Below are 17,795 nucleotides of genomic sequence, written 5' to 3'. Positions count from 1 at the left end.
CTGGCACATCAATAGTTAATATAAACCTTTAACAGCGCCCTTTCTTTGATATTGTTCAAATTAGTCATACCTTTTATCGTTAATCAATAAGACCAGAAAAAACAACCTCACTATGGAATATTCAGTGCTTCAACCACGAAAACCTGAACATATTGCATTAAGCTTTTCAGGCGGTGGTTTTCGGGCAGCATCTTACTCACTGGGCTGTTTGTCCTATATGGAGACTGTTTATATCGATGGTAAAAAGCTGACTTCCCTCGTTCATTTCATTTCTTCTGCCTCGGGCGGGACTATTACAAATTTAGCCTATACAGCCAGCCAGCGGAAGGGACAACCTTTCGATGAATTTTATGATCATATGAATAAGCATATTTTGCACGGAACTAAATTAATTGACCGTGTTTTTAAAATTCTCAATGCTGAAAGCGCCTGGAAAAAACGGCCTCATAAATCAAGGAACATCATCAATGCTTTTTCAATTGCCTACGATGAACTGCTTTTTAAAGAAGAGGTATTTGGTATTTACTGGAAACCTGTTAAAAACGGGGTTAAAGAAGTTTGCGCCAATGCAACCGAATTTGACAATGGTATGCTCTTTCGTTTTCAGAATGCGGGTCTGCCAGGAAATAAATTCCTTAGATTTAAAGCAGAGCGCGTTGCATTGGAGACCCTGAAGAAAATTAAGCTCGCTGATATATTAGCCTGCTCTTCCTGTTTCCCGGTAGGTTTTGAACCTTTCGTATTTCCAAATGATTTCACCTATAACCAATTAAGTAAAAGCGATCTGGAAGCTGCGATTAAAACAGACCCGCGTTTTTCACCAGACAAAGGAGAACAACCCGTCATCCCTCCCCCCCATTTTGTACTAATGGATGGTGGAATTGATGATAACCAGGGGATCGATTCTTTTACAAAAGCAGAAGAAAGGCTTCAGAACAGAAATGTATTTGGCTATGATCTGTACATTACCTGTGATGTGAGCAGTAACTATACCAGTGGTTATAATTTCCCTGAAGAAAATAAAAAGAGCTGGCTGCAAAGGCTTAACCTGCTTCAATATTTGCTTATTTTAATCCTGTTCACCGGACTATGTATCACCGGGGTACTGACTAAAACTTTTACTGAATTATCATTTTCACTTTTAGGAATCAGTGCTGCCTTACTTTTGACCACCCTTTATTTTTCCATCACCGGATTTTTCGCTTATCAAAAAGTACAGGATAAGAAACAGACCTATGGTATCGTTATTCTTGGTCGCATCTCCTATTTCTTACGCCTGCGGCTCAGTGTTCTTTTACAGCTGATTATTTCACGTGCTACCTCAGTAGCTTATCTTTCTGCGATTGTATTTCTAAAAAAGATAAGAAGAGTATCATATGATAGATTATTTGAGAAGATTTCTGAACGGAAGCTCAAAGCTGATGGTACCTTATTGAAAAAAGGTGAAAAAGAAACTTTAGTGCAGCAAATAGAACTAAAACATTGGCGGCAGTTCACCCTGATGAATGCCATCTACTCACTGAGCCCTAAAAATGATTGTCAGCGAATCGCAGATCTTAAAAGTGAACCCTGGTATAAAAAGAACCTGACTGTACAGATTAATGGAAAAAAAATGAACTTAACCGAGCTGATGAAGCCCGCGCCGTGTTTGCAGCAAGTAGCCGAACTGGCAACAGAAATGGATACATCACTCTGGTTTGACAAAAACCACCTTGCAGAAAACAGGCCTGCTGCATTAATAGCAGCCGGGCAATTTACAACCTGCTATAGTTTGTTGCGTTATGCCTTCAGATTTGATCAAAACGACCCTTACTGGGCTGCACTGCAAAACAAGCTCGCACAAGACTGGTGGGATTTTAATCAATCCCCATTCTGGCAATACAACAAATCCTGATTCTATGTTTGACATTGCCTACTGGTCAAGCCATTTTTTAAAAGCCTCTGCTCTTTCTTCACTGACAACGACCTCTACATTTTCTGGTTTTGGAGATAAATGTATCCTGACCCGGTTCCGTGAAAGTTTATACATCTCTTTGATTGCATTGATATGAATGATAAACTTCCGGTTAATCCGGAAAAAATTATCCTGATCCAGTTTGAGTTCCAGACTGCCGATCGTTTCTTCAATGATATAGTTTTGCTGATCTTTGGTGACCAGGAAAAGATACTTGTCATCGGCCATAAAATAAGCAACCTGATCGGCAGGTACTGTTTTGATCAGTTTACCTACCTTCACCATAAACCGGTTACGCGTTTTGCCTAATACCTCTTCCACCTTTTGCACCAGCGCAGGGGTATTGATGCTGCTGGTCTGGCGGATGTTACTCAGCTTAGTTAATGCACTACGCACATCTTCTTCGTCAAAAGGTTTAAGCAGGTAATCAATTCCCTGATTCTTAAAAGCCTTTAAAGTATACTGATCGTATGCTGTGGTGAAGATAACCGGACTGCTTACTTCTACCTTCTGGAAGATCTGGAAACTCTCTCCGTCACCCAAATGGATATCCATAAACAGCAGATCTGCCTGATGGTGTTGTAACCAGTTTACCGCAGCTTCTACTGTCCCGACTATCGCATGTACCTGTATTTCGGGATTGATGTGCACGAGCATATTCTGCAAGGTAATTGCAGCTAGTTCTTCGTCCTCAATAATCAGTACAGTCATGCTTGAATTGCTTAACTGTAAATGTAAAAAAAAACTCCGGCCTGCAAAAACAGACCGGAGTTAAATGTATCAATTGATAATCTATAGGTATCTATAATAGATTTGGGTTATTCACGACTGCATCCTTAGGGAACCTCAGCGTATATCTTGGATCGTTTAACTGTAATGTATAAGTTGTTCCGGATATAGTATGCGTTAAAGCGGGCTGTCCGTATCTTCTTAAATCATACCAGCGATGACCTTCTAAAGCTAGTTCTCTTTCACGCTCTGCATAAATCTCCTTTAAAAGATCTGATTTCGCCAAAGCCTGAATTCTGATTTGCTCTGTTTGGAAATAAGCGGGTTTTAAACGCTTAGCCTTTAGTGCCAGTAAGCTTTCTGTTGCCAGTGCAGTATTACCAGTTTGTAAAGCCGCTTCGGCCTGAATCAGGTATAATTCTCCGTTACGGAAAGAAATCTTAGTTTCATTTCCCGTTGTTTTCTGAGAGACATAACCGTTGCTAGATTTACTGAAGTACATTGGAAAACGAAGGTCATTCGCCTGATTGTAAACATTCAGCAGGTGTGAAGAAATAAAGAATGCCTGCGCTACAGAAACCACCAATGTTTTTTCCATCGACAGAATATTCTCTTTAGCCTGGTAATGATTTGGTAATTTACTTCCCGCAACATTCAGATCTTCCAGCTGGTTGTTTAATGCTAAAGCCTGCTGTGCAGCAGCCAGTGAATTGTTCCAGTCTCCTTTAAATTCATAAACCCTCGCTTTCAGCGCCAGTGCCGCACGCGTGGTAAAACGATAGTTCTTTCCAGCTTCGAAGGTAGCTACATTTAATAATTTCTGACCTTCATTAATATCTTCAATCACCTGGTTATAGACAGCTTCAACGGTAGCAGGAGCATATTTTTGTTCCAGATCCATTTTAAGTGATAAAGGTATCCCGCGATCAGTCGCAGCAGTAGCCGCCAGGTAAGGTTTCGCATATACATTCAGTAATTCAAAGTGGCTATACGCTCTTAATAAGTAAGCCTCACCTTTCAGCTGGTCTGTTTCTGCACTTTTACCTGCCTTCTCCTGCACTTCTGCAATCACCTCGTTGGCATAAAATATAGTTTTATAAAATTCCAGGTACTGGAAAGAGGTGGTCACAGGGTCCGGAGAAGCATCGTTCCATTTAAAAATATCACGATAAAATGCGATATCATTACCAGATTCATCGATAGCCAACTCATCTGTGCGTATGGCCAAAAGTGATTTATTTGTAGAGAATCCAGCATAAGCTGTATTCAGTAAATCCCTGAAATCATTTGCAGTTTTAGGGACAACTTTTCCTACAGGTTCTATATCTAAATATTTTTTACAACTGCCCAGAGTGAGTAACACCAATAGAACAGCAGATAATTTTATAATTTTCTTCATTTTGAATCTATTTTTAAGTCTAAAATGTTGCGTTCAAACCAACTGAAATACTTCTGGAAATAGGCTGAGCATAAATATTACCATAAGTCTCAGGATCAGTATATCCTTTGTAGCCTGTGCTCAATACGAATAAGTTTCTGCCTTCGACACTAAATCTTAATGAATTCGCTTTGATTTTCGATGAGATTTTTGCTGGTAAAGTATAACCTACACGGACACTGTTTACACGCAGATAGCTCATTCTTTTAGCGAAAATATCTAAAGATTTGTAAGAGTTCCCAGGATCAGTATTGTTATACCAGTTATAAGCCATCCAGCGGCTACCATCACCAGTCGCGCTATCAAAAATCTGAGGCTGATTGGTATTCGTATTGGAAGGTGTCCATGCGTTTAAAATGTCTTTAGAGAAATTCATTCCGCGGTCAACTGCTGCTGGATTATAAGCAGGTGTAATCGTCATTAACTGACTAATATTAAAGATCGTTGAAATAGACAAATCAATATTTCCAAAACGGAAACGGTTAATCAAACCTCCTGTATATTTAGGATCTCTATCACCTGCGTAAGTAAATAACCCCTGGTATTCTTTGTTAGTTAAAGAAGAAGCTGTAGCGTTTCCAGGGAAGAAATCTGCATATGGATCATATAATTTATAGAAGTTTTCTACAGATACCACTTTACCGTCCTGAATAAATTGCGGAATTCCATTCGCATCCAGTCCAGCTGTTTTCAAAACAAATACAGCATTTACAGGATAACCTTCTCTTGATGGAGTGAATTGATTAGCACTGGCCATCTCACGGGTAACTTTACTTTTATTGTGGGCGATGTTGAAATCAGTCCACCATTGGAATCCTTTAGTACTGATATTTCTTGTCGAAATAGTCAATTCCAATCCTTTGTTTTTTACCTGTGCAAAATTAGAGTTGGTGAATTCAAATCCATTTTCCAATGGCAAAGATTGTAAGCCAATCAGATCTTTACTGTTCCTGTTGTAATAATCAAAAGTAATCTGGAATGCATTGTTAAATAAGCCCAGATCTACACCTGCATTAAAGGTTGTTGTTTTTTCCCAGCGAAGTTTATTATTTGGCGGGCTTTCTACGTTAATTGTTTCTTGTGTACCACCTGGTAGTATATCTGCACTACTATATCTGCCGACAATTTGCGGGGTAGTGTTTTTATCAATATTTCCCTGGATACCATATGAGGTACGGAAACGCAGGTTTGAGATCCATTTTGCTTTTTTAACAAAATCTTCCTCATTCGCATTCCATGCACCCGAGATAGAGTAAATTGGCAGGTATCTGTATTTAGGATCTACCCCAAATAAATCTGATCCATCATAACGAATACTTCCGTAAGCCGTATATTTCCGATCGTAAGTATAAGAAAGTGTACCATAGAAAGAAGCATAAGCATTGCTTAATTTAGACTTTTTGTAGGCACGATAAATATCATCATCTATCCTTTCTGAATTTGGGAATAGAATATTCTGATTGGTTAAAGTACGTTCGTTAAAACCGAAAGCTTTAGTAGCAAGATCATCACTGTTATTTTTCCTGAATTCAGTACCCGCAAGTGCTTCAATTTCATGTTTCTCATTGATTACTTTTTTGTATTCCAGCAAACTTTTCCAGTTGTACTGAAAGAAAGAAGTTTGCTGATTCTGCATAATTGCACCGACAGGCAAAAAGTATTCGTATTGCTTGGTTTTAGAGTTGTAATAACTTGTACCCTGTCTGAATTTACGCGTGAAATAAGATTCTTCACCTGCATATTTTTCAATGCCCGTCTCCTCAAATTGTAAGCCTAGCTCAGAATGGAATTTCAGGTCTTTAAAGATTTGATAATCCATATCGATAATACTCTTTACACTCTTATTTCCTAAAGTATAACGGGTGTTATTTCTTTCTTCAACGATATTGAAAGGGACATAAATATCACCACGCAGGTTATTTGTACCGAAAATATCCCTGTCATATGAATAACTTCCATCCGCATTTCTAACCTGCTGGTATGGATTTACATTTCTCGAATATCTTGCAGGGTTGGTAAAACCATCTATGTCTGCAAGGTAGTTTTTACGATCTGATTTAGAACCGAAAATTGCAACTCCAAGTTTTAATTTCTGAGAGACTTTAAAATCAGTCTTCAAAGTCATATTATATCTTTTCAGTCCTGTTCCAATTGTTGTTCCTTTTTCGTCATAATAGCCACCTGAAAAATAATAATTGGCCTGGTCATTTCCACCAGAAAGGCTTAGACTATACTGTTGGTTAATCGCAGTCTGGTAAAGTTCTTTACCCCAGTCTGTATTGTTTCCGCGTAGTGCGTTAATTGCTTGCTGAGTAGCAGGGCTTAAAGCTGAAAAACCATTGGTCTGGTAGTTTTCCAATTCTTTACTCTCATTAAGAATTCTGGCCACACTACCCTGACTGTTCCGGTAAAGAAGGTCTGGTCTTGCTGCTAGTCCTAATTCAAAATCAACTTTCTCAGTAGAGTTCATCAAGTTCAGTTTATCCAGGTTCGGACGTTCTGAGATGAATGTATTGGCATTAAAGTTTATTGATATCGGACCTTTCTTCCCCTTTTTAGTTGTGATCACAATCACTCCGTTTGCTGCCCTGGCTCCATAAATAGAGGTTGCTGCTGCATCCTTCAAAATTGTAATATCAGCAATATCATCCGGGTTTAAACCTGCAATTGGCAAGTTACGCAACTGGTCAATATTATCTTTATCTGTCAGGTTATTCGGCAAATTGGTTCCCTCCAGTGGAATTCCGTCCAATACCCATAAGGGATCTTGTCCGCCGTTCAATGAAACTGTACCACGGATACGGATTTTAGGTGCGCCCGATGGACCTCCACCCAATGAAGTAACTGCTACACCGGCAATCTGACCTTCCAGCATCTGGTCGATTCCTGAAACACCAGACTGACGGACTTTGTCATAGTCCAGCACAGTTGTTGCAGTGGTATTCTTACGTTTTGAAATCGCAGTATACCCGTTCACAACTACTTCGCCCAGGTTATTGTCATTACTCGTCATCGAGATGGTAATTTTAGTCTTATTGATAATATTTACCAATACAGAACTATAACCCATATAACTTACGCGAATGGCTGGCGTACCTTCAGGAACAGCCAATGTAAATTTACCCTCAGAGTTAGTTACGGTACCAATCGCTGTATTCTGGATTACTCCCGTAACATTGGTCTGCTCACCTATGGTGGATTTGTCCACGTAAACAGATGCACCTGGTATTGGTAATCCTTCCGGATCCAAAACCTGTCCACTTATAGTGGTTTGTTTCTGACTGTATCCTGAAAGACTGAGGCCAATCAGGAAGAGTATTAACAGTAGATTTTTAATCATAGTTTGTTGTTTAGGTGTGTTTGATAATAGTTAATTGTGGTGTGTGTATTTGTGTGTGTGTTCTTTATGTGCTTTTATTTTGTTTGAAGGCTCTGACGAATACGAAGGATCAAGTCCATATAATGACCTTTAGTTGCCTCATCACCTCTGTTCTTATTACTTTCCAATAGGGCTAAGATTTGTAAAAGTTCTCCTCTTTTCGCTGCTGCAACTTCCGAAGTACGGCTCATTGCAGAAACGTAGATATTTCTCAGGTTTGCCGAAGGATTGATTCCGTTTTCCAGGACATGATCTAAATCAGCATCATCTCTATTTAAACCTAAATCACAAATTTGTGGTAAGTTATTCAGGCTGGTCTGGAACAAAGATTTCTTAGTAATCTTCTCCAGCATCTTATCGGTACTCACCAATAAAACATCCACATAATTTTGCTGTAACATACGGTCTGTAATAGAGAGTGTTTTTCCTTTCAGCGTCTGTGCGAAAATAGCAGGACGGATATCTTTAAATAATTCGCCTACAGTAAATACGTTCTCTTTACCAAACTGGACTTCCATCTCCAGCATTCTCAATAAACGGTCTTCACCCAATAAACTGTAAAGCAGACCGTATTGATATTCACGTCTCAGGTTTAATGGTGCATACTCCATAGGACCTACTGGTGTATCTTTTATAGGGAAAGTTTTTTTAAGTAATTCTTTGTTGAACAACCATTCCGGCATAGTAAATACCTGATCTTTGAAATATTCCAATGCGCCTTTCTGAATCTTAACAGGTACTGGTGTATAGGCATCTTTACCATCTCCGCTAACAGGGTTTTCTAAATAATAGCCTCCGATGTTCGCAGTTACATGCTCTGCATAGGTTTGCCATTGCCAGATTGCAGCCAGGTAAAGTTTACCGGCCTGGTAATAATTATCACCTTCTGGTGCAGACCAGGTTAAGATTTGCGGGATCAGACGTTTTAAATTCGCCAATCCGTAACGGCTTGCTTTTACAGCATCATCACCAAGATCTTCAGATTGTGCTCTGGGATCAACAATGTTTTTCATTTGCTGCTGCTCCCCGTAGTGGTATAAAGGATCATTCGCATGTACTTTAATCCATTCTTTAAGAATTGGCAATTCCTGATGCGGATCTTCTGCTGGTAACCAGCGGTATCCCCAGGCGATAGCATATTTATCATAAGTCCCGATTTGCGGGGTGATATTAGTGACTTTATCTTCTGGTTGTGCTACGTAATTAAAACGTGCATAATCCATAATTGAAGAAGCTGTTCCGCCCATGCGGTTAGTAAAAGCTGGTGAACGTAAAGAGTCAACGGGGAAAGATGCCGAAGAAGACATATTGTGTTTCAGCCCTAAAGTATGGCCAATCTCATGAGAAGAAACGAAACGGATGGCATGTCCCATTCTTTGATCAGACACGTCATTATTTCTTACTTCAGGGTCAATGATACCAGTTTGCACACGCATCCAGTATTGAACTGAAGTCATTACGTTGTGCCACCATACCACATCAGATTCCAGGATTTCTCCTGATCTTGGATCTACGACAGCCGGGCCCATTGCATTTGATTTAGGCGAGGCAGCATAAGTAATTTCTGAGTAGCGTACATCGTCACCATCGTAATCGGTGGTATCTGTAACCTCACGGGCCTGAATTGCATTTTTGAAACCTGCTTGCTCGAAGGCTTTCTGCCAGTCATATACACCGGCAATAATTTCTTTCCTCCATTTTGGCGGAGTTGCAGGGTCTATATAAAAAATGATCGGCTTAACTGGTTCTACCAATTCACCTTTAAGATATCTTGCGCGGTCTTCCGGTTTAGGTTCCATTCTCCAGCGGGTAACCAGTTCTCTGGTTTCCAGTTTATGCTGTGCATCTGAAAAATACCATCTCGGTGTGCTGAAAAAACCAACTCTGTTATCTGCAAAACGAGGTTTCATTGGTTTTTCAGGTAATAAAAGAATATTAGTAGTTACCGTAATACTAATAGGTACGCTGATTCCTGCGTCCATTACCCTGGTGCTCATTAATGCACGAACAACAATATTCTGAGGAAAACTTTTAATCTTTTCAATAGCGGACAGGGAAGTTTTAGGGGTAGCTCCTAAACCCATATCATTAAATACATCATTGAAACTTTTCTCTGTTCCATCAAAAACCTTGTTCATTTTCACTACAACGGCCGATGAATCAGGTGAGTAAGCTTCAATTTTAAATGATTCTATCACTGAACCGGTAAAGTTATCTTTCACCGAACGGGTAATTGCATCGCCAGCAGGAGATTCTACCTGTGGTACGATCACTTTAACCCATACTGTTTTAGCTGCTTTATTTCTCGAAAACCGAATAACTCTGTTATCAAAGTTCATTCCTTTATTGACACCAGATTCGTTAAGTGCCAATGGTACTGAGGATATTTTATTGACTACCAAAAAGTCCTTTTCCATCAGGTTCAACGGAATTTCGAAGTAATAATCGTTCTCTACCTGATGCACTTTAAATAAACCTTTTAAGGTAGTTGCCTTCTTTAATAATTCGGCATAACTTTTCTCCTCCTTTTTACTGGTGCTATCTGCTTTCTTTTTAAGCGTATCTGTAACTGCTTTTTTGCTGGTAATCTTACCTTTATGCACAGGCAATCTCTTAGGCTGCACAGGTAATTTTTTAGGTATCTGGGTAAAACCGTTTACGTTGCATAAGAATAAAAAGAGCGCCGTAAAAGACAATTTCAAAAGTTTTTTAGTCAAAATCATGCTACAAAATCCCCCTTAGTTGGGAGATTATGAAATTATTAAAAGTGAAAGTCCTGTTATCTGAAGTGAAAGCGCAGATTTAAGGAGTGGAAGGTTTTTTAATCAGTGGCAAAAAGCATTGATAAGTCCCATTTTCAATTCCATAGCTTAGCTGGAAGTCCCCAAAGTGTGCATAAATACCTTGCAGATATTTCAAGCCTTGTTTCCCGGAATCCTTTACATCGGTGCGCAACTGTAAGTTGTTGGTGACTATTATACCTTCCCGCTCACTCCTGATACTGATATGCAGAGGCTGAAGTTTAGAAACGATATTATGTTTTACAGCATTCTCGACTAAGGTCTGCACACTCATAAACGGAATGTAAGCCGAAGAGTATTGTGGATCAATATCGATTTCCAAAGATGCCAGTGCCTCACCAAAACGTATTTTTAACAGGAAAAAGTATTCACTGGCAAAACGTACTTCTCTGGAAACTTCTTCGAGTCCATTTGGTGTAGGATCTAAAACATACCGGTATACCCTGGAAAGTTTAACAACAAATGCTTTAGCCAGGTCGGGTTGTTCTTCAATCAGACCATTCAGAGAGCTCAGGGAATTAAACAGAAAATGCGGATCGAGTTTTTCTTTAAGTTTATCGAGTTGCAGAATTGCATTTTCTTTTTCCTGCTGTGCGGCCAGTATTTCGGCCTGCTGCCGCAGCATGAACTGTTTCTGCCATTTGACTTGTGACCATTCAATTAAAACCAGGATAATTAAAGTGGCAGCAATCAGCATCAGAAACACATATTTTTCAATTGCTTTTACATCCTCATCTATCACAAAAACAGGGGTCTCCAGTACCATGGTCCACTTCATCCGGCTAATACCAAATGGGGTATAAAAACGAAAAACAGGCAGCCCAAGGTAAGAAGAAGTAGCTATTTCATAAAAACTTACGCTATCCGGAAGCTTCTCCAGGCGAGCTGTTTTAATTCCGCCCGGCATTTGTTTCCCAATCTGTTTCTCATCCGGGCTCAGCACATAGTCACCCTGCTCATCAACAATATAAATAGCTGCACGACTTTTACTATCCACCCCCCATAAGTAACGTTGTAATTCTTTGAAATTGATATCCAGTCCCAGAATAAGTGTAGAGGAATCTGCAAGACGATGCCGGGTAGCCAGCAGGCCATGAATAGAATCTTCTACATTGATAATTGTTCCTATTCTTGTGATCGTATCTTTTGAAACGAGCTGACTATGAATCCATTTCTTCTGATAGGCTAATAGCTCACCGTGCTGATAATTAGTCCCATTTTCAGTAATTGTCCTGTAAACAGTATCCTGACCGGTAACGATCGCATACCAGCCATGTTTTATTTTAGAATGGCTTAACAGCAGTGCATTGACCAGCTTTTCCCCTTTCAGGAAATCACTGGCAGATTTGAATTGAGGTATGATGAGTTCAGCATTGTTCAATCCTCCGACAAAACCTCTGAACTCATTATTGATAACATTGGATTTCAGCTGATAAATGCTGGTTGCCATATCCATGCTGATCCGTTCTGTGCGCTTATTGAATTTACTGGTTATAAAAAAACCAATCCCACTAAAACACAGTAAGATAAATACTCCGATTGCGATAAAGTACCTGGAGTTATATACTGAAGTTTTCATTCCGGCAAATATAGTCAAAATGCCTAAAACCTATTTTACAGGTCTGAGTTCCATCTTGGCATTCGCTGAAAGAGCTGATAATGTCTTTCAAATAGTATATTTTCCACTTTTCCAGGACTATCTGTATACTTATCACTATGAGTTACATACCAATAAACATCCAGCGCTTCAATGTTTTCTTTCTTCATTTGAGCGGGCCAGGATATTTCCCTGGCTACATCTGTAAACTGCATTCCATTAATCAGCTGGTCTTTTATTCCTCCGATCCCCGTACTTTGAATAGCATTTAATTCCTTTTTGGTCACCTCCCCTGTCCCTCCTATAAATACCAATTCAACTCTCCCATTTTTTAGGGCATAGGTAAGGAATACACCTATTTGCTTTTCAGGTGCGTTACAAACCTCCTGTAATTTATCTTCTGATGTCAAAAAGAAATGTCCATTCTTTTTGTATTTGTTCAATTCGTTAAACATATGCTGGTTGTTTCAAATATTAGTTAACAACTTATAAATCAATATTCTCCACGGTAGAATATAAATATATAAAAACCAATGAATAACATAATCATGAATGTTCTTTATTTCAATACATACCTATTGATTAACCTCTTCAAATGATAAAAGCCAGCCTGAATTGAGCTTAATCCAGGCTGGCTTTCTTATTCAATGGCAGATCAGTTAATTCAGGCAATTCGTCAACCCGATACGTTCTCTGCCTTTTATTTGACCAGAACTTGTAGTTACAGTCAACTCTACCCATAAGGTATGCGGCGGAACTTCAACGCTCCATGAATTGTATTCAGTAAGCTCAATATTCCCCTGAGCTGTGCGGGCTATCCATTTTCTATTTGATGTGCCAGCTATCGGATTAGCATATAAAATAAATGAGTCATTATAATCACAGAGTATATATGGCTTAAATGTGACACCCGTCTGAATATTCCCTGGCCAGCCAGTCCCGGTGCCAGCCTCAGTTTTGGTTATCTTTGAGGAGTGAAATTGTGCGGCCTGTGCTTTCTGATCACCATTTTTAAAGGAACAGAAAAATAGCAACAGGCATAAATAACAAATGATTTTTTTCATAACAGTCTTGGTTTAATCAGTTAATTTAACATTATTATTTTAAAAAGAAAAACAGCTAAGCTTAGATGAAAATACTATTCTTACTCACCTGTCTGTCTCTTACTTTAACAAATTCCAAACTGATGGCACAATCCAGAACTGCCCCGGATATGGAACAATTATATACTGAAGCGAATTCATCTTATCGGAAATTCGAAAGTATACATGGAGGTTATGTCCAGACGGATAATGTATTGATGCACTATCTATGCTGGGGAAATCCAAAAAACACGCCTTTAATCTGGTCACACGGAAGTTTCAGTCACAGTTATGAACTGGCTGATCTGGCCAGACTCCTGACTGATGGAGGGTATTATTTAATTGCTGTTGATTATTATGGACATGGTCAGACACCGGTTCCGGAAAAAGAAGTATCACTTTATAATTCTGCGGATGATATCCGGGTCTTAATGGATTCTTTAAAGATTGATCAGGCAATTATCGGAGGATTTTCCAGAGGAGGGTATATTGCCGCTGCCTTTTATCAAAGTTATCCTGAAAGAGTTAAAGCCTTAATACTGGAAGATGGAGGCTCTGTGGCTTTTAATACTTTTAATCATCGGATGAGTGAAGAAGCGCTGGAGATTAAAATTAAATCTATGGCACCTGAACAAGGAGTCAGTAGTATTTATGAGGCTTCTTTTGACTCACCTGCTGCGGCTTATCAAAGTTTATATGATAAGAGTGCGGGTGGGCTTCAGTTTGAGTTGTTAAATATTGTTAAACGTAAAGGCAATCAATGGATTACTTATGCAGGGTTAAATGACTTTTTCTGCATGAAAGACGATCAGCAATTTAAAAGCCTGGTATTAAAACCAAATAATTCTCCGTTGTATGGGGCTTCGATCACCATGGTACAGCCGAAAATTATCTTTAGAAATCTGCATATTCCTCTGCTAATACTTGACCCCGTAGCTGATCATGATCCAATGCCATTTGAAAAAGATAACATTGCTTTAGCGAATCAGTTTCCAGGGTTGATAACCCGGATCGAATTTGCAGGAATTGAACACAATATTCATTATGAAAAGCCGGCACAATTTAGTCAGGAACTACTCAAATTCTTAGGTATCGTCCAAAAACAGGGGCTTTCTTTTTCAAAAAAGAAATAACTGATAAGCGAATAGATGCCCTTATCTTTGTTTCTGATAGCTATCTTAATATTTCACAGCAGAAACTATGATCAGATTGAACAATGACACGCCCACCGATGTATTACAGGAGGTTAAGAAAGGTAGTTTAGTAACCGATACTTTTAGTAAAACAGGTTTAGTAGAAACGATTGATATCAGTGATGACGGACTATACCGTATTTACACCTTTAACCTGGTTACTGGCAGAAGTATTGTAGTGAAGAGATAATAGTACAATCAGTAAAATCAGAATCGGAAGTATAACCAGAAAACTCATTGTTTTAAAATATAACATAACGAACATGACTATACTGGTCAGGAAAATTACTGCTAAAGGTTTACTGATTTTTTTACAGAAAACCAGCAGATAAAAGGGATGACACCACAGCAGGTTTAAATTATACTTCACTAATTCCAAACTGGAAAACAGGGACAGATAGAGCAGTAAAAAACCGAGCAAACCGGCCATTGTAAAAACGGTTATAGTTACCCACATCATTAATTTATTTGCACCGCTTACCCGCTCTATAAACGGACTGATCAATAAGAGGATTAATAAAAAACTGTAGAGAGAAGTAGTTAAAACATTTGGAGAAACATGTTCTTCTTTGCCGGGTATGAATAAAAAAGCAGCTGGGTCAGCCATTTTACGCTTTCGCAATTGAATCTGGTCTAGTCTCTTTTGCAAAGTATCGGGTAGAAATAAGCTGACAGCCTTGCTGGAAGTTATATCTGCTTTGCTTCCTAATAAAACATTTATTCCGATCATATACAGAGCATCATTTGTCAGATAATTACTCACCAGTGTTCTAACCGGATTACCTGTGCCCTGGTTAGCCACAGAAAGGGAATAGTCAAAATCAGGCCCTATGGTCTGTGCTAACAGGTCAACTATTTTTGTTGCACAATTATTCTTTATAAAATCATAATAGTAATATTTATGGGTTGGTTTGAGTTGTTCATTCAGCAGTAAAAAGAGTTTATTTTTCTCTTTCAGCGTCAGGTTAAGTTTTTGGGCGGAAACCGTTTGTTGAGTTGTTATATATTCCTGTAAAAAGGAATGATAAGTGGAAACGGATAAAGAATATTTCATTCTTCCGCTAATAAAATTGATATAAAAGTTGGGATCATCAGTATCAAATGTCCCATAGTTATAGACCAGATCCAGCTGCCTTTCCTGATCTGTGATCCTGACTGCACTATGGCCAAATAAGGCATAAATATATTTACTTGTTTTACTACAGGTGAGGATGCTTACAGTAGATCTTTCTGAGAGTAAAAAAGTATTTTCTGATGGTAAACCAGCAACAGCAATCCTGATACATCCCAGAACAAAGACGAGTAAAAGAAGTATAAGTTTTCGCATTAGCTGATTTATAAGCGTAAATTCCGGGGCAATTTGCATTTATACTGTTAACTCAATGCGAAATATTCATTGCTTTTCAGGTTAAAACGAATAACTCAATAAATTGTTAACTTATTTAATTCTGCACAAGTTCAACATATTCAACCAATTAAACACCATTATAGCCGTAGTTAAGTATATAAGGGACAATATTTTCATTATTTAATTTGCATCCCATCCAAATTTAATTACTTTTGCCACCCCGGGGGATTAGCTCAGTTGGCTAGAGCGCTTGCCTGGCAGGCAAGAGGTCAGCGGTTCGACTCCGCTATTCTCCACAAGAGAATCAAAATGATCGGGGGGATACCAGAGTGGCCAAATGGGACAGACTGTAACTCTGTTGTCGCGAGACTTCGAAGGTTCGAATCCTTCTCCCCCCACCACTACTAGTTAAAAAAAAGTCTTTCAGTTCATGCTGAAAGACTTTTTTTATTTACAAAACTTATTCATTGCTTGTTTTTCCAATATAGCAGAAGTCACCACAAGTATCTGACATTAAACTTTATAAAAACAAACACCTCATATAAATAAATACATTAGATTTTAAAAGAAATTTTAATTTACATTTGGCTTAAATAAAATAACTTATCATTCTCTTTGTATGAAGAAAATTTACTTAACTATTGCCATAGTATTAGTTGGCTACATATCCAATGCGCAAAATAACCAACTATCTCCAACCGGAAACGTAGGTATTGGCATAACAAACCCGGATGTCCCGCTGCATATCCTTAAACCTACATCAAGCACAGTAGCTGTACCAATGCAAAAGTGGGATCCATCTGTAGCTGGCGGCTATAACTTAACTTTATCAAATTTCAATAGCATAAGAGGTATTGATTACAGGTTTACTCAGCTGAGTAACGGCATAGCTTTTCCTATCCTGACATTTCAAGGAGGTAATGTAGGTATTGGTACAGTAAATCCAACCGCAGCACTTCATGTCCTCAGATCTCCAACTACACTCAAAGATGCTCCTATGCAGGAATGGGATCCGTCAACCGAAGGTTATAACTTAACATTATCTAATTATAGTGGTTTGCATGGAATTGATTACAGATTTACTCAGCTTCATAATAATATACCTATACCCGTTTTAACTTTCCAGGCTGGAAATGTAGGTATAGGTACAACAGAACCCACCGCTCCGTTACATATACTAAAATCACCTGCTTCGCTCAAAGACGTTCCTATGCAAGAATGGGATCCATCAACTTCAGGTTACAATCTGACGCTATCAAATTACAACGGTACGCATGGAATCGATTACAGATTTACACAACTTCACAATAACATAGCTATACCTGTTTTAACTTTCCAGGCCGGAAATGTAGGTATTGGTACAACAAATCCTGATGTCCCTCTGCATATACTCAAATCTCCCACCGCCTTTAAAGACGTTCCAATGCAGGAATGGGATCCGTCACTTGCAGGCTATAACTTAACTTTATCAAATTACAATAGCGAACGTGGTATTGATTACAGATTTACACAATTGCTAAATGGCACACCTTTTCCTGTTTTAGCCTTTCAGGGCGGTAATGTAGGGATAGGAACAACGTCACCTGATTCAAGATTAACTGTTAATGGCACTATCCATTCAAAAGAAGTATTAGTTGACTTGAATGGGAATGGAGCATGGCCAGATTATGTATTCAAGCCAGAATATAATCTTCTATCGCTCGATGAGGTAAAATTATTTGTTGATAAAAATCATCATTTACCAGACATGCCAACAGAAAAGGAAGTCGAAATGAAAGGTATTAACCTGGGTGAAATTAACAAATTGTTAGTTAAAAAAGTAGAAGAGCTGACGTTGTACCTTATTCAACAAAAACAGAAAGCCGATCAGCAAAAAAGAGAAACTGATCAACAGAATAAATTACAGCAACAACAAATAAACGAGTTAAAAGACCTGGTATCAAAACTTATTAAATAAGAATAAACTGATTATCCCCCGGATCTGGAAGATTTGAATCTTTCTATATCCTACTCTAAAAGTCTTTCAGTTCATGCTGAAAGACTTTTTTTTGCTCCGTAAATCTTAAAAATCCCTTCAATTATAATCACGGAATACACTTTACTTTCAACAGATAGATTGTATTAAACTGAACACAAATTGCATTTCTAAAAAGGACGCCTGAATAAAAAATCAGACAAAAATCATAGCTTATCAGATTAATATTTGAAAGAAAAATAAATTTATTTATTTAAAAAAAACAAACCAAAATAAGAATGGTTATCAGTAGTGATAAA

The 17,795-nt window shown here is 38.5% G+C and carries 12 protein-coding genes and 2 tRNA genes; 6 read left to right on the top strand and 8 right to left on the bottom strand.

The genetic code is table 11. The annotated features are described in order from the left end of the window. Positions 1 to 112: 112 nt before the first annotated feature. Complete coding sequence (locus HDE70_RS25015) at positions 113 to 1,894, top strand: patatin-like phospholipase family protein (RefSeq protein ID WP_183892171.1); 1,782 nt, start codon at positions 113 to 115, stop codon at positions 1,892 to 1,894. Between the two features lie 18 nt (positions 1,895 to 1,912). Here HDE70_RS25015 and HDE70_RS25010 read toward each other — a convergent pair whose 3' ends face one another. The 7 genes from HDE70_RS25010 to HDE70_RS24980 form a co-directional block, all read right to left on the bottom strand. After that, positions 1,913 to 2,665 carry a LytR/AlgR family response regulator transcription factor gene (locus HDE70_RS25010; protein WP_183868534.1) on the bottom strand — a complete coding sequence of 251 codons (753 nt, stop codon included), beginning with the start codon at positions 2,663 to 2,665 and terminating at the stop codon, positions 1,913 to 1,915. Positions 2,666 to 2,756: 91 nt separating this feature from the next. Then, positions 2,757 to 4,082, bottom strand: a complete 1,326-nt coding sequence (locus HDE70_RS25005) for a RagB/SusD family nutrient uptake outer membrane protein (RefSeq protein ID WP_183892170.1) — start codon at positions 4,080 to 4,082, stop codon at positions 2,757 to 2,759. A gap of 19 nt (positions 4,083 to 4,101) precedes the next feature. Then, positions 4,102 to 7,461, bottom strand: a complete 3,360-nt coding sequence (locus tag HDE70_RS25000) for a SusC/RagA family TonB-linked outer membrane protein (RefSeq protein WP_183892169.1) — start codon at positions 7,459 to 7,461, stop codon at positions 4,102 to 4,104. A gap of 74 nt (positions 7,462 to 7,535) precedes the next feature. After that, positions 7,536 to 10,124 (bottom strand): zinc-dependent metalloprotease, encoded by a 2,589-nt coding sequence (locus tag HDE70_RS24995; RefSeq protein ID WP_317617437.1) that lies wholly within the window; start codon positions 10,122 to 10,124, stop codon positions 7,536 to 7,538. A 178-nt stretch (positions 10,125 to 10,302) separates the two neighbouring features. Then, on the bottom strand, positions 10,303 to 11,880 hold the full coding sequence (locus HDE70_RS24990) for a sensor histidine kinase (protein ID WP_183892167.1): 1,578 nt from the start codon (positions 11,878 to 11,880) through the stop codon (positions 10,303 to 10,305). A gap of 35 nt (positions 11,881 to 11,915) precedes the next feature. Next, entirely contained in the window at positions 11,916 to 12,353 is a 438-nt protein-coding gene (locus tag HDE70_RS24985; RefSeq protein WP_183868525.1) for a hypothetical protein, read from the bottom strand. 204 nt (positions 12,354 to 12,557) lie between these two features. Beyond that, positions 12,558 to 12,962 carry a hypothetical protein gene (locus HDE70_RS24980; RefSeq protein ID WP_183892166.1) on the bottom strand — a complete coding sequence of 135 codons (405 nt, stop codon included), beginning with the start codon at positions 12,960 to 12,962 and terminating at the stop codon, positions 12,558 to 12,560. A 65-nt stretch (positions 12,963 to 13,027) separates the two neighbouring features. Here HDE70_RS24980 and HDE70_RS24975 point away from each other — a divergent pair, with 65 nt between their 5' ends. Together HDE70_RS24975 and HDE70_RS24970 are read left to right on the top strand one after the other, a co-directional pair. Next, on the top strand, positions 13,028 to 14,113 hold the full coding sequence (locus tag HDE70_RS24975) for an alpha/beta fold hydrolase (RefSeq protein WP_183892165.1): 1,086 nt from the start codon (positions 13,028 to 13,030) through the stop codon (positions 14,111 to 14,113). 67 nt (positions 14,114 to 14,180) lie between these two features. Continuing rightward, positions 14,181 to 14,363 carry a hypothetical protein gene (locus HDE70_RS24970; RefSeq protein WP_183892164.1) on the top strand — a complete coding sequence of 61 codons (183 nt, stop codon included), beginning with the start codon at positions 14,181 to 14,183 and terminating at the stop codon, positions 14,361 to 14,363. Here HDE70_RS24970 and HDE70_RS24965 read toward each other — a convergent pair. After that, a complete protein-coding gene (locus HDE70_RS24965; RefSeq protein ID WP_183892163.1) occupies positions 14,304 to 15,500 on the bottom strand; it encodes a DUF4105 domain-containing protein in 1,197 nt (398 codons plus the stop codon). The genes HDE70_RS24970 and HDE70_RS24965 overlap by 60 nt on opposite strands. Before the next feature lie 243 nt (positions 15,501 to 15,743). Here HDE70_RS24965 and HDE70_RS24960 point away from each other — a divergent pair. The 3 genes from HDE70_RS24960 (at position 15,744) to HDE70_RS24950 (ending at position 17,478) form a co-directional block, all read left to right on the top strand. Further along, positions 15,744 to 15,817, top strand: a tRNA-Ala gene (locus HDE70_RS24960). Between the two features lie 19 nt (positions 15,818 to 15,836). Further along, positions 15,837 to 15,922: transfer RNA gene (locus tag HDE70_RS24955), tRNA-Tyr, on the top strand. 218 nt (positions 15,923 to 16,140) lie between these two features. Beyond that, a complete protein-coding gene (locus HDE70_RS24950; protein ID WP_183868516.1) occupies positions 16,141 to 17,478 on the top strand; it encodes a hypothetical protein in 1,338 nt (445 codons plus the stop codon). Positions 17,479 to 17,795 lie beyond the last annotated feature (317 nt).

The organism is Pedobacter cryoconitis (assembly GCF_014200595.1).
In the GTDB taxonomy this organism is placed as follows: domain Bacteria; phylum Bacteroidota; class Bacteroidia; order Sphingobacteriales; family Sphingobacteriaceae; genus Pedobacter; species Pedobacter cryoconitis_C.
The sequence above is the reverse complement of the archived record's forward strand: the minus strand, read 5'-3'. Positions and strand labels throughout refer to the sequence as shown.

Coding starts and splice junctions, on each gene's coding strand:
- HDE70_RS25015 (WP_183892171.1), top strand. CDS start 113: ATGGAATATTCAGTGCTTCAACCACGAAAACCTGAACATATTGCATTA.
- HDE70_RS25010 (WP_183868534.1), bottom strand. CDS start 2,665: ATGACTGTACTGATTATTGAGGACGAAGAACTAGCTGCAATTACCTTG.
- HDE70_RS25005 (WP_183892170.1), bottom strand. CDS start 4,082: ATGAAGAAAATTATAAAATTATCTGCTGTTCTATTGGTGTTACTCACT.
- HDE70_RS25000 (WP_183892169.1), bottom strand. CDS start 7,461: ATGATTAAAAATCTACTGTTAATACTCTTCCTGATTGGCCTCAGTCTT.
- HDE70_RS24990 (WP_183892167.1), bottom strand. CDS start 11,880: ATGAAAACTTCAGTATATAACTCCAGGTACTTTATCGCAATCGGAGTA.
- HDE70_RS24985 (WP_183868525.1), bottom strand. CDS start 12,353: ATGTTTAACGAATTGAACAAATACAAAAAGAATGGACATTTCTTTTTG.
- HDE70_RS24980 (WP_183892166.1), bottom strand. CDS start 12,962: ATGAAAAAAATCATTTGTTATTTATGCCTGTTGCTATTTTTCTGTTCC.
- HDE70_RS24975 (WP_183892165.1), top strand. CDS start 13,028: ATGAAAATACTATTCTTACTCACCTGTCTGTCTCTTACTTTAACAAAT.
- HDE70_RS24970 (WP_183892164.1), top strand. CDS start 14,181: ATGATCAGATTGAACAATGACACGCCCACCGATGTATTACAGGAGGTT.
- HDE70_RS24965 (WP_183892163.1), bottom strand. CDS start 15,500: ATGCGAAAACTTATACTTCTTTTACTCGTCTTTGTTCTGGGATGTATC.
- HDE70_RS24950 (WP_183868516.1), top strand. CDS start 16,141: ATGAAGAAAATTTACTTAACTATTGCCATAGTATTAGTTGGCTACATA.